The sequence below is a fragment of the Janthinobacterium sp. BJB446 genome (assembly GCF_002735655.1).
GTDB classification, from domain to species: domain Bacteria; phylum Pseudomonadota; class Gammaproteobacteria; order Burkholderiales; family Burkholderiaceae_D; genus Janthinobacterium; species Janthinobacterium lividum.
The window spans coordinates 64,788-76,324 of the sequence record NZ_PDZK01000004.1 but is presented as its reverse complement, the minus strand read 5'-3'; the positions used below and the strand labels follow the sequence as shown (position 1 = coordinate 76,324).

The 11,537-nt window shown below is 65.3% G+C and carries 12 protein-coding genes; all 12 read left to right on the top strand.

What is annotated here, in order from left to right; translation table 11 throughout:
* Positions 1-10 precede the first annotated feature (10 nt).
* The gene (locus CSQ92_RS22395) at positions 11-1,504 is read left to right on the top strand and encodes a S41 family peptidase (RefSeq protein ID WP_099395438.1); all 1,494 of its coding nucleotides are present in this window, start codon (positions 11-13) and stop codon (positions 1,502-1,504) included.
* Positions 1,505-1,512: 8 nt separating this feature from the next.
* The gene (locus CSQ92_RS22390) at positions 1,513-2,274 is read left to right on the top strand and encodes a HesA/MoeB/ThiF family protein (protein WP_034783573.1); all 762 of its coding nucleotides are present in this window, start codon (positions 1,513-1,515) and stop codon (positions 2,272-2,274) included.
* A 93-nt stretch (positions 2,275-2,367) separates the two neighbouring features.
* The gene (gene gspG, locus CSQ92_RS22385) at positions 2,368-2,820 is read left to right on the top strand and encodes a type II secretion system major pseudopilin GspG (protein WP_034783572.1); all 453 of its coding nucleotides are present in this window, start codon (positions 2,368-2,370) and stop codon (positions 2,818-2,820) included.
* Positions 2,821-2,832: 12 nt separating this feature from the next.
* On the top strand, positions 2,833-3,327 hold the full coding sequence (locus tag CSQ92_RS22380; protein WP_046681998.1) for a GspH/FimT family pseudopilin: 495 nt from the start codon (positions 2,833-2,835) through the stop codon (positions 3,325-3,327).
* The gene (gspI, locus tag CSQ92_RS22375; protein WP_034783570.1) at positions 3,324-3,707 is read left to right on the top strand and encodes a type II secretion system minor pseudopilin GspI; all 384 of its coding nucleotides are present in this window, start codon (positions 3,324-3,326) and stop codon (positions 3,705-3,707) included. The genes CSQ92_RS22380 and gspI overlap by 4 nt, the downstream gene beginning before the upstream one ends.
* Complete coding sequence (locus CSQ92_RS22370) at positions 3,707-4,330, top strand: PulJ/GspJ family protein (RefSeq protein WP_034783569.1); 624 nt, start codon at positions 3,707-3,709, stop codon at positions 4,328-4,330. Before gspI ends, CSQ92_RS22370 begins: the two co-directional genes overlap by 1 nt.
* Positions 4,327-5,301, top strand: a complete 975-nt coding sequence (gene gspK, locus CSQ92_RS22365) for a type II secretion system minor pseudopilin GspK (protein ID WP_099395437.1) — start codon at positions 4,327-4,329, stop codon at positions 5,299-5,301. The genes CSQ92_RS22370 and gspK overlap by 4 nt, the downstream gene beginning before the upstream one ends.
* A gap of 19 nt (positions 5,302-5,320) precedes the next feature.
* On the top strand, positions 5,321-6,550 hold the full coding sequence (gene gspL, locus CSQ92_RS22360) for a type II secretion system protein GspL (RefSeq protein ID WP_257219321.1): 1,230 nt from the start codon (positions 5,321-5,323) through the stop codon (positions 6,548-6,550).
* Complete coding sequence (gspM, locus tag CSQ92_RS22355; RefSeq protein WP_099395435.1) at positions 6,547-7,080, top strand: type II secretion system protein GspM; 534 nt, start codon at positions 6,547-6,549, stop codon at positions 7,078-7,080. Before gspL ends, gspM begins: the two co-directional genes overlap by 4 nt.
* Positions 7,077-7,853 carry a type II secretion system protein N gene (locus tag CSQ92_RS22350; protein WP_034783563.1) on the top strand — a complete coding sequence of 259 codons (777 nt, stop codon included), beginning with the start codon at positions 7,077-7,079 and terminating at the stop codon, positions 7,851-7,853. Before gspM ends, CSQ92_RS22350 begins: the two co-directional genes overlap by 4 nt.
* A complete protein-coding gene (gene gspD, locus CSQ92_RS22345; protein WP_070258553.1) occupies positions 7,850-10,099 on the top strand; it encodes a type II secretion system secretin GspD in 2,250 nt (749 codons plus the stop codon). The genes CSQ92_RS22350 and gspD overlap by 4 nt, the downstream gene beginning before the upstream one ends.
* Before the next feature lie 10 nt (positions 10,100-10,109).
* Positions 10,110-11,531 carry a type II secretion system ATPase GspE gene (gspE, locus tag CSQ92_RS22340; protein WP_034783561.1) on the top strand — a complete coding sequence of 474 codons (1,422 nt, stop codon included), beginning with the start codon at positions 10,110-10,112 and terminating at the stop codon, positions 11,529-11,531.
* The last annotated feature ends 6 nt before the right edge of the window (positions 11,532-11,537 follow it).

The window sequence follows — 11,537 nt, the reverse complement described above, 5'->3', positions numbered from 1 at the left end:
CGAAGAATACATGGGTATCAAAGTCAAAAGTATCGGCCTGATCGGTCTGGGCGTATTGGCCGGCATCGGCATGTCGCTGCAGTTCCCGGCCGTGGCGCAGAAAATCACGAATGCCCCGCTGCCGCTCGACGAGTTGCGCCAGCTGTCCGACGTCTTTGGCCTGATCAAGACCGATTACGTCGAGAAGGTGGAAGACAAGAAACTCTTGACGGAAGCCATTTCCGGCATGGTGTCGTCGCTGGACCCGCATTCTGTCTATCTCGATAAGAATGCCTTCAAGGAAATGCGCGAAAGCGTGCAGGGCAAGTTTGTCGGCATCGGCATCGAAGTGAGCATGGAAGACGGCTACGTGAAAGTCGTTTCGCCCATCGAGGACAGCCCTGCCGCCAAGGCCGGCATCCTGGCGGGCGACCTGATCACCCGCCTCGACAATATCCCGCTGAAAGGCTTGCAGCTGGAAGAAGTCATCAAGAAGATGCGCGGCCAGCCCGGCAGCAAGCTGGTGCTGACGATGTCGCGCAAGGGCGAAAGCAAGCCGCTGGTGTTCCCCATCGTGCGCGAGGAAATCCGCGTGCAAAGCGTGAAGGCCAAGATGGTCGCGCCCGGCTATGCCTGGCTGCGCATCGCCCAGTTCCAGGAACCGACCGTCGATGACATGGTCAAAAAGATCAACGCGCTGTATGCGCAAGACCCCAAGCTCAAGGGCCTGGTGCTGGACTTGCGCAACGATCCCGGTGGCGTCGTGCCGGGCGCCATCGGCGTGGCGACAGCGTTTCTTCCGGGCAATTCCGTGATCGTTTCCACCAAGGGCCAGTTGCCCGAGTCGAAACAGGTGTTTTATGGCCGCCGCGAATTCTATGCCGCACCGGGCGTCAAGGCCGACCCGCTGGCCAAGCTGCCGGCCGCGCTGAAAACCGTGCCGCTGGTGGTGCTGGTCAATGCCGGTTCCGCTTCCGCGTCGGAAATCGTCGCCGGCGCCTTGCAGGATTACCAGCGCGCCACCGTCATCGGCACGCAAACGTTCGGCAAGGGTTCCGTGCAAACCTTGCGCCAGATCACGGCCGACACGGCCGTCAAGCTGACGACGGCCCGCTATTACACGCCGAAAGGCCGGGCCATCCAGGCGCGCGGCATCGTACCCGACTTGCTGGTCGATGAAACGGCCGAGGGCGATGGCTGGAACAGCCTGCGCATCCGCGAGGCGGACCTGGAAAAACACTTGAGCAGCAACGATGGCAAGCCGGAAGCGGCCAAGCCGACGATGGAAGGGATGCAGGATCAGCTGGAAGAAGAGCAGCGCCTGATCGCCACGGCGAAAAAGCGCAAGCCGCTGGAGTACGGCGCCAAGGACGATTTCCAGCTGCAGCAAGCCTTGAACCACTTCCAGGGCTTGCCGGTGCAGCTGGCCAAGGTGGACCCGAAGGCGGAGAAGATCGGCGCCAAGCCGGAAATTGCTTCCGACATCAAGGCCGATGACAAGAAGACTCCTGTACGGAAACCGTAGTCGCCGCCATGAACGACCATCAGCTGCTGCGCTACTCGCGCCACATCCTGTTAGACGAAATCGGCATCGAAGGCCAGCAAGCCTTGCTCGATGCGCATGTGCTGGTGATCGGCGCGGGCGGGCTCGGCTCGCCAGCGGCCATGTACCTGGCGGCCAGCGGCGTCGGCAAGCTGACCCTCGTCGATGACGACACGGTCGACCTGACCAATCTGCAGCGCCAGATCGCCCACACGACGGCCCGCGTGGGCCAGCCGAAAGTGCTGTCGGCGCGCGAAACCTTGACCGGTATCAATCCCGAGATCGACATCATCGCCTTGCAGGAGCGCCTCGACGGTGCGCGACTGGCCGAACTGGTCTTATCCAGTACGGTGGTGCTCGACTGCACCGACAACTTCGCCACGCGCCACGCCGTCAACCGCGCCTGCGTGGCGGCCAGGGTACCGCTGGTGTCGGGCGCCGTGATCCGTTTCGACGGACAAGTGAGCGTGTTCGACCCGCGCACGGGCACGCAGCCATGTTATTCCTGCCTGTTTCCGCAGGAGCAGCAGTTCACGGACGAGGCATGCTCGACCATGGGCGTGTTCGCGCCGCTGGTGGGCGTGGTGGGCGCCATGCAGGCGGCCGAAGCGCTGAAACTGATCATGGGCGTGGGAGAGTCCTTGGCCGGACGGCTGCTGCTGCTCGACGGTTTGCACATGGAATGGAGCAGCATGCGCGTCGCGCGCGACCCCGGCTGCGCCGTTTGCGGCGAAGTGGTCTTGCCGGCCTGACAGCCCCCGCAGAAATTTTTCCCTATATGACAGGCTTTGTCATATTTCCGCTTTATACTCTGCACTCATTACTCACCTTCTTCTCTCTTTCTTATGCAAAACGCAGCAAACCGTTCGATACGCCAGCGCCGCGCGCGCGGCTTCACTTTGATCGAAATCATGGTCGTGGTGGTGATCATGGGTATCCTCGCGTCGCTGGTGGTGCCCAAGCTGATCGCCCGCACGGGCGAGTCGAAAGTGGCGGCGGCGAAGGTCGATATCGCCACCGTGATGCAAGCTTTGAAACTGTATCGCCTGGATAACCAGCGCTACCCGACCACCGAACAGGGCTTGCAGGCGCTGATCGAAAAACCGACCACGGGACCGGCCGCGAATGGCTGGAAAGCGGGCGGTTACCTGGAAAAGATGCCGAAGGATCCATGGGGCAACCCGTACCAGTTCTTGTCGCCGGGCGTGAAAGGCGAAGTCGACATCATTTCGCTGGGCGCCGACGGCCAGCCTGGCGGTAGCGGCGACGATGCCGATATCGGCTCCTGGGAACTGTAAGTTTTCCATTGCATGCCTGCCATGACCACCGGCCGTGCACTGCCCCGGCCCCGCGCCAGCGGCTTCACGCTGATCGAGCTGCTGGTGGTGATGGTCATCATTGGCGTCACCCTGGGCCTGGTGTCGCTGAACGCCATGCCGAATGGCCAGCAAGCGCTGCAGAAGGAAGCCGAGCGCATCGCGCTGCTGCTGCAATTGGCGCGCGATGAAGCCATCGTGCGCAGCCGGCAGGTGGCGTTCGAGGCTGACGAAAATCAATACCGTTTCCTGGTCCTCAATGAAAAGCTGTGGCAACCCGTGACGCAGGACGATTTGCTGCGCGAGCGGGCGTTTGCCAATACGCCCATGCTGCTCAGCGTGCAGCCGTCGAACAGCGTGGCCCAGCCTTTGCGCATCATCTTCGGCCGCGAACCGGTCGACAAGCCTTTCGTGCTGACCCTGGCCAGCGGCGAACGCAGCGTGGCCATTCGCGCCGACGGCATCGGCCACTTCACGGTCGAGCAATGATGCGGCTCCCACGTCATGGCCGCCAGCGCGGCTTCACTTTGCTGGAAGTGCTGGTCGCCCTCGTCATTGTCGGCACGGCCCTGGGCGCCTCGCTGCGCGCCGTCGGCAGCCTGACGCAGAACAGCGATGGCTTGCGCAGCGCCATGATGGCCACCTGGTCGGCGGAAAACCACCTGGTGCGCTTGCGCCTGGCGAAGACGTTCCCGCAGACGGGCAAGCGCACGGTCGACTGCCCGCAGGGCGACCTGAAACTGATCTGTGAAGAAGAAGTGGTGGCCACGCCGAATCCCCGCATCCGGCAAGTGCGCGTCAACGTGTATGACGCGCAATATCCGGCCCGGCGCATCGTGCGCCTGGTGTTACTTTCCTTTAACGACTGATGGCGCGCCGCACTGTTCCTGCTGGCGGTTTCACCCTGATCGAGCTGCTCGTGGCGATCGGCATCCTGGCCATGGTCGCCGTGCTGGGCTGGCGCGGCCTGGACAGCATCATGCGCTCGCGCGAAGTGCTGACCAGCCAGCTGGAGCAGGCGCGCGGCATGCAGCTGGCGTTTGCCCAGATGCAGAGCGATTGCGACCACCTGGCCGGCGCCGGCTTGAGCACGAGTTTGCTCAATGGCCGCATCAACCTGTCGGCGGAAAATGACCGCCTGACCCTCGTGCGCCTGGCCGCATCGGAACAGGAACCGCAACAGTTGCAAGTGGTCACTTACCGCCTGCGCGGCGGCGTGCTGACGCGGCGCGAGTCGAACGGCACGCGCGACCTGGCCGTACTCGACACCTTGTGGCAGGCCGCGCGCGACGATACGGATACCTCCAGCGCCGACGTGGCCCTGATGCAGGGTGTCGACAGCATGGTCATGCGCGGCTGGAGCAATGGCGCCTGGAACGTGCTGACGGCGGGCGCCACCATCTCCAAGCAGGTGCCGGGCCTGGAAGTGACCTTGCAGATGCCGGGCCAGGACGCGGGCCTGTCCAAAGTCTTTTTACTGGGGCCGGGATGAAGCCGTTTACGCGCCCTTCGCGCCAGCGCGGCGTGGCCGTCATCACGGCCTTGCTGCTGACGGCGCTGGCGATTACCGTCGTCGCCAGCCTGTTCTGGCAACAACAGGTGCAGGTGCGTTCGATGGAAAACCAGCGTTTGCGCCTGCAGACGCAGTGGGCCATGCGCGGCATGGTCGACTTTGCCCGCTTCTGGCTGCGCCAGGACAATCCCATGCTGACGGCCGCCGACGGCGTGTGGGCCACGCCCATCGAGGAAGCGCGGCTCGACGATTATGTGGACCGTGAAAAGGTCGACACGGAAAAATTCGACGCCACCGTCTCGGGCCGCGCGCTCGATGCGCAGGCGCGCTTCAATATCACCAACCTGGTCGACGCCACGGGCAGCATCAATCCGAAACAGGTGCTGGCCTACCAGCGCCTGTTGGCCAACATGAAGCTCGACAGCGGCCTGGCGCAAGCGACGGCCGACGCCGTGCTGCGCGCGCGGCCGAAACCACGCACTGCCGACAGCGGCGCCGATGGCAAGACGCCCGTTGCCACGCCTGCCACAGGCGGCGGCAGCGAGCCGGTGGCCTTCACGCAGGTCGAGGATTTGCTGGCCGTGCCCGGCTATACGCCGCAGATGGTCGAGCAGCTGCGCGATGTCGTCATCATCTTGCCGGAGATCACGGGAGTCAACGTGAATACGGCGCCGGCCGAGGTGTTGGCGGCCGTGACGATGATGTCGCTGTCCGAGGCCAGCGCCCTGACCTTGAGCAATCCGCGCAAAAAGTTTGTCGATAAAGCAAATTTCCAGAATAATATTAATGCTGAACTGATTGAAGGCGTGGAACTCGATGTGAAGAGCCGCTATTTCCTCACCGTCATCCGCGTGCGGCTGGACCGTGCCGCCCTGGATGCCGTGGCGCTCATCAATCGAAAAACGGATCCGCAGCGCACCACCAGCCTGGTCTGGCTGCGGGAAAATTAACAGCTGAAAGCGAGTCACTTTGACAATATTGTATATCCGTCACCCGGCCAAGGCGTCCACCGACAGCGCGCCTGCCTGCTCCTTCGTGCTGGCCGGCGACGGCGGCGCCCTGCTGCAGCAAGGCAGCGCGCCGCTGGGCAGCCTGGGCCAGCTGATTGCCGGCGCGAAGCAGGTGGTGCTGCTGCTGGCCGGGGCCGACGTGACCCTGCTGCGCCTGAAAACGCCGCCGCTGGCCGGCGCCCGCTTGCGCGCGGCCTTGCCCGGCCTGGTGGAAGAACACATCCTTGGCGACACCCAGGATTGCCTGCTGGCCGCCGGCGCGCCCGATGCTGCCGGCATGCGCACGGTGGCCGTGGCGCAGCGCGCCTGGGCCGAGGTACTGGTGAAGGCCTTGCTGGCGCAGGGCGCGCGCAAGGTGGCGCTGCTGCCGTCGCAGCTGTGCCTGCCTTTGCAGCCGGGCAGCGTGACGGCCGCCCTGCAGGCAAGCGGCGACGGCCTGGAACTGGCCTTGCGCCAGGCGCCGCAGGAGGGCCTGGGCCTGGTCTTGCCAGCCCAGCCGCAGCAGGCGCTGCTGACGACGCGCGCGTTTGCCGGCGACGTGCCCCTGACGGTCTATGTGGCGCAGGCCGAGCTGGCGCAGTATCAGCAGCTCGCTGCCGGCATGGATGGCGTGACGGTGGAGCTTGACCATTGGGCGCACTGGATCGCCGGCGCCAAAAATGCGGGACTTGACCTGGCCGCCGCCCTGGGCACGGCGACGGGATCGGCCACCGAATGGCGCCGCTGGCGCTGGCCGCTGCGCCTGGCGCTGCTGGCCGTGATCGTCAACCTGGCCGGCATGAATATCGAATGGATGCGGCTGAAGCGCGAGGCCGCCACCGTGCGCACCTCGATGCAGCAAACCTTCAAGGCCGCGTATCCGAACGAAGCGCCCGTGTATGGCCTGGAAGCGGAGCAGATGCGGCGCAATATCGCCGCTGCCCGCCTGCAGGGCGGGCAAGCCAGCATGGATGACTTCACCAGCATGAGCGCGGCGCTGGGCGAAGCGCTGGGCGGCCTGGCCGGACGCGGCGTGGTGGCGTCGCTGGAATACCGCGAGCGCAGCCTGATCGTCAGGCTGAAGCCGGACATGGTCGACGCCAGCGCCCAGGCGCAGGTGCGCGATGGCCTGGCCGCGCGCAAGCTGGCCTTGAATGAAACGGCGCCGGGCGTGTGGAAGATCACGCCGGCCACGGGAGCAAAAGCATGAGTGCAGCAGTCAACAAGGCGCGCGCCGCGTGGGCGGGGCAGCAGCAGGCCGTGCAGGCCTTCTGGGCCGAGCGCACGCAGCAGGAGCGCAAGCTCTTGAGCATCGGCGGCGTGGTGGCGGGGCTGGCCCTCGTCTACGCCGTATTCTTCGAGCCGGCCTGGACGGGCCGCATCGCCTTGCAAAAGAGCTTGCCCGAGCTGCGCCAGAATGCGGCCCAGCTGCAGGCGCTGGCGCGTGAGGCGGGCGACCTGGCGCGCCAGGCGCCTGTGCAGGTGGCCCCCATGAGCCGTGACAGCATTGACGCCTCGCTGAAAGCGCGCGGCCTGTCGCCGCAATCGCTGTCGCTGACGGGAGAGTACGCGCGCGTGCAGCTGAATGGCGTGCCATTTGCCAGCGTCATGCTGTGGCTGGACGGCTTGCGCCGCGAAGGCCGCGTGGCGGTGCAGGAAGCGAAGATCACGGCGCAGGGCAAGGCGGGACTGGTCGATGCCAGCCTGACCCTGCACCAGAGCCCGGGCGCGGCGCGATGATGCGCTTGCTTGCCTGGCTGCTGGCCATCATCGTCAGCGTCTGCGTCACCCTGCTGGTGTTTTTCCCGGCCGGCTGGGTGGCCAGTATCGTGGAAAAGCAGACGGGCGGACGTTTGACCTTGGGCGATGCGCAAGGTACCCTGTGGCGCGGCTCGGCCTTTATCGGCGGGGCGGCCAGCGCGAATGGCGCCGTGACGCCGCTGCTGCCGGGGCGCTTCAGCTGGCGCATTTCGCCATCCGTGCTGTGGGGATCGGTGGATGTGGAATTGCAGAATGCGCAGGCGCTGTCGCAGGCGGTGAACCTGCGCGGTTCATGGTCGCACTGGCAGGTCAGCCCGGCGGCCCTGCTGCTGCCGGCCGATGGCCTGGGCGGCCTGGGGGCACCTTTGAATACCGTGGCGCCGACGGGCAGCATGCGCCTGTCGTGGAGCACCCTGCAGCTGGCACTGGAAAAACAGCAGTTTTCCGCCGTCGGCCGCACGACCTTGCAAATGACGGACATGGCGTCGCGCCTGTCGTCCTTGCGTCCGCTGGGCAGTTATGAGCTTGATTTCGATTGGCAGGGGCAGCAGGCGGCATTGACCTTGCGCTCCATCAGGGGACCGCTGCTGCTCGACGGCAGCGGCAGCCTGCAACAGGGGCGCATGCAGTTTTCCGGCCAGGCCCAGGCCGCAGCAGGATATGAAGAGACCTTGGCGAGTTTGTTGAATTTGCTGGGACAGCGCCGTAGCAATAGCGAAAAAAACATCATCGCCTTAGAGTTCAGACAATGAAAAAACCATCCGTGAGCCCAAATAAATCCACCTTCTCGCTGCGCCGCCTGTCGGCCGCCGCCTTGCTGTGCTGTTCCGTGGCCGGCATGCCGGCGCCCGTCTGGGCCGCGCCCGGCGACGAAGCGGCGCTCAATTTTGTCGGCGCCGACATCGAGTCCGTGATCAAGGCGGTGGGCCATTACACCAACATCAATTTCGTCATCGACCCGCGCGTCAAGGGCACGATCACGCTGGTGTCGGAAAAATCGATCAGCAAGACGCAGGCCTTCGCCCTGCTGGCATCGGCCTTGCGCCTGCAAGGCTATGCGGTGGTCTCCGGCGACGGCTATGCGAAAGTGGTGCCGGAAGCGGACGCCAAGCTGCAATCCGTGCCGACCCAGGTGGGCAACGGCGCCAGCCAGGTGAAGGGCGACCAGATCGCCACCCAGGTGTTTTACCTGAACTACGAATCGTCGGCCAACCTGCTGGCCGTGCTGCGCCCTTTGATTTCGCCGAACAACACGATCAACGCCAACCCGGGCAACAACTCGCTGGTGATCACCGATTATGCGGATAACCTCAAGCGCCTGGCGAAGATCATCGCCGCGCTCGACGTGCCCGCCTCGACGGACCTGGACGTGATCCCCGTGCGCTATGCCATCGCGTCCGACCTGGCCTCGATGGTGAACAAACTGATGGAAGGCGGGAATGCGGGCGGCGCTGCAGGGGCCGATGCGGGCAAGGTCTCCGTGCTGGCCGATCCGCGCACCAATTCGCTGGTGCTGCGCGCACCGTCGGCGGCGCGCGCCAACCTGGCCAAGTCGCTGATCTCGAAGCTGGACCAGCCCACCACGCAGCTGGGCAATGTGCACGTGGTGTACCTCAAAAATGCGGACGCCACCAAGCTGGCGCAAACCCTGCGCTCGGTCGTGACGTCGGACGGCACGGCCGCCTCGGCGCAGCAGCCGACCAGCAACAGCCTGAATACGAATAACCAGAATAACCAGGGCAGCGGCATGAACAGCACTGGCCTGGGCGGCAATACGCAAAGCGGCACCTCGGGCGGCGCTTCGCTGAGCAACGGGCCGCAGCAGCTGTCGTCGGGCGGCGCGGCCGGCTTCATCCAGGCCGACGCTTCCACCAACACCCTGATCCTGACCTGCAACGAGGCTGTCTACCGCAACCTGCGCGCCGTGATCGACCAGCTCGACGTGCGCCGCGCCCAGGTCTACATCGAGGCGCTGATCGTCGAAGTGACGTCGGCCAAGGCCTCCGAATTCGGCGTGCAGTGGCTGGGGCTTTCCGGCGACAGCAACAGCAGCTACCGCGTGGGCGCGCTGCAGTCGTTCGCCGGCGGCACCGACAACAATATCGCCAAGCTGGCGCTGGGCGGCGGCAAGGTGCTGCCGACGGGCGGACTGACCCTGGGCATCTTCAAGCAGATCAACGGCGCGCTGGGCCTGGGCGCCGTGGCGCATGCGCTGGAATCGGACGGCAACGCGAATATCCTGTCGACGCCGAACCTGATCACCCTGGACAACGAGCTGGCCACCATCAAGGTGGGCCAGAACGTGCCTATCCTGACGGGCCAGTACACGAGCACGGCCGGCACGAACACGAATCCGTTCCAGACCATCGACCGCAAGGAAGTGGGCCTGACCCTGAAGGTGCGTCCGCAGATTTCCGAAGGCGGCACCATCAAGCTGGGCATCTATCACGAAACGTCGAGCGTGGACAAATCCACATCGACGGCCGTCAGCGGCATCACCATCAACAACCGCGTGATCGAAAACAATGTGCTGGCCGACGATGGCCAGATCATCGTGCTCGGCGGCCTGATCGAGGACAGCACGGGCGACAATGCGGAAAAAGTGCGCGGCCTGGGCGACATTCCCCTGATCGGCAACCTGTTCAAGTACCAGACGCGCGAGCGCAAGAAAACCAATCTGATGATCTTCCTGCGCCCTGTCATCGTGCGCAACAAGGAGCAGAGCGGCAGCCTGGCGGCCGACCGCTACGACTACATGCGTTCGGCCGAGACGGCCGCCGTGCCGGCGTCAGGCAATTTGATGCTGAAAGACCTGGGCACGCCTGTGCTGCCGGCCTTGCAGGATGGCCAGCCGGTGGGCGGCAACATGGTGACGCGTCCCGTGCCGCCAGCGCCGACACCGCCGCCAGGCGCGCCGGCCAACGCGGCCACGCCGCCGCAGTCGCTGCTGCAGCAATACCAGCAGCAGCCGCAACAGCTGCCGCAGCCGCAGAAGTGATGGGACAGCCATGAGTAATCTGCTTCCCTACGCCTACGCACGCGATTTCGGCTTGCTGGCCCGGCCCGGTGCCGTCGACGGCGCACCCGTCGACGTGCTGGTGGCCGCATCGACGGCGCCGGCGGCGATTGCCGAAGTATCGCGCCGTTTCGGCCAGATCCAGTTGACGGTGCTGCCGCGCGCCGAACTCGATGCGGCCATTGCCGGCGCCTACGCGGGCGGCGGCGGCGATGCGTCGCAGATGGCCGATGAATTCGACGCCGACCTGGATTTGACCAAGCTGCTGCAGGACGTGCCGGCCATCGAGGATTTGCTCGAATCGTCCGACGACGCGCCCGTCATCCGCATGATCAACGCGCTGCTCACGCAAGCGCTGCGCGAAGGCGCGTCCGACATCCACATCGAGCCGTTCGAGCAGACCTCCGTCGTGCGCTTCCGCATCGACGGCAGCCTGCGCGACGTGGTGCGCCCCCGTAAGGCCATCCACGGTTCGCTGATCTCGCGCATCAAGATCATGGCGCAGCTCGACATCGCGGAAAAGCGCTTGCCGCAGGATGGCCGCATCACCCTGCGCGTGGGCGGCAAGCCCGTCGACGTGCGCGTCTCGACCCTGCCTACCGGGCATGGCGAACGGGCAGTGCTGCGTTTGCTGGACAAGGAGGCGGGGCGCCTCGACCTGCAGCACCTGGGCATGAGCGCGCCCATGCTGGGGCAGTTCGATGGCCTGATCACGCAGCCGCACGGCATCGTGCTGGTCACGGGCCCCACCGGCTCGGGCAAGACGACGACCTTGTACGCGGCGCTGTCGATGCTCAACGCCACCACGACGAACATCCTGACGGTGGAAGACCCGATCGAGTACGACCTGGCCGGCGTGGGCCAGACGCAAGTCAATCCGCGCATCGACATGACGTTTGCCAAGGCGCTGCGGGCGATCCTGCGGCAGGACCCGGACGTGATCATGATCGGCGAGATCCGCGACCTGGAAACGGCGCAGATCGCCGTGCAGGCATCCTTGACGGGCCACCTGGTGCTGGCGACCCTGCACACGAACGACGCTTCGGCGGCCGTCACGCGTTTGCTCGACATGGGCATCGAACCGTTCCTGCTGTCGTCGTCGTTACTCGGCGTGCTGGCGCAGCGCCTGGTGCGCAAATTGTGCGGCTCCTGCAAGACCTTCGACGGGCAATACTGGCAGGCCGTCGGCTGCGAGCATTGCGGCCAGACGGGCTACCAGGGCCGCGTGGGCGTGTACGAGCTGCTGCGCACGACGGAGCAGATCCGCGCGCAGATCCACAACCGCGCGTCGGAAGCGGAAGTGCGCACGGTGGCCCTGCAGGATGGCATGACGAGCATGCGCGACGACGGCGAACGCTGGCTGCGCGACGGCACCACCACGCAGGCTGAATTGCTGCGCGTGACCAAAGACTAGGCCCGC

Excerpts from the sequence above, each read along its gene's own strand:
- CSQ92_RS22390 (WP_034783573.1), top strand. The coding sequence starts at position 1,513 with ATGAACGACCATCAGCTGCTGCGCTACTCGCGCCACATCCTGTTAGAC.
- gspI (WP_034783570.1), top strand. The coding sequence starts at position 3,324 with ATGATGCGGCTCCCACGTCATGGCCGCCAGCGCGGCTTCACTTTGCTG.
- gspE (WP_034783561.1), top strand. The coding sequence starts at position 10,110 with ATGAGTAATCTGCTTCCCTACGCCTACGCACGCGATTTCGGCTTGCTG.
- gspD (WP_070258553.1), top strand. The coding sequence starts at position 7,850 with ATGAAAAAACCATCCGTGAGCCCAAATAAATCCACCTTCTCGCTGCGC.
- CSQ92_RS22395 (WP_099395438.1), top strand. The coding sequence starts at position 11 with ATGGGTATCAAAGTCAAAAGTATCGGCCTGATCGGTCTGGGCGTATTG.
- gspM (WP_099395435.1), top strand. The coding sequence starts at position 6,547 with ATGAGTGCAGCAGTCAACAAGGCGCGCGCCGCGTGGGCGGGGCAGCAG.
- gspK (WP_099395437.1), top strand. The coding sequence starts at position 4,327 with ATGAAGCCGTTTACGCGCCCTTCGCGCCAGCGCGGCGTGGCCGTCATC.
- CSQ92_RS22380 (WP_046681998.1), top strand. The coding sequence starts at position 2,833 with ATGCCTGCCATGACCACCGGCCGTGCACTGCCCCGGCCCCGCGCCAGC.
- CSQ92_RS22370 (WP_034783569.1), top strand. The coding sequence starts at position 3,707 with ATGGCGCGCCGCACTGTTCCTGCTGGCGGTTTCACCCTGATCGAGCTG.
- gspG (WP_034783572.1), top strand. The coding sequence starts at position 2,368 with ATGCAAAACGCAGCAAACCGTTCGATACGCCAGCGCCGCGCGCGCGGC.
- CSQ92_RS22350 (WP_034783563.1), top strand. The coding sequence starts at position 7,077 with ATGATGCGCTTGCTTGCCTGGCTGCTGGCCATCATCGTCAGCGTCTGC.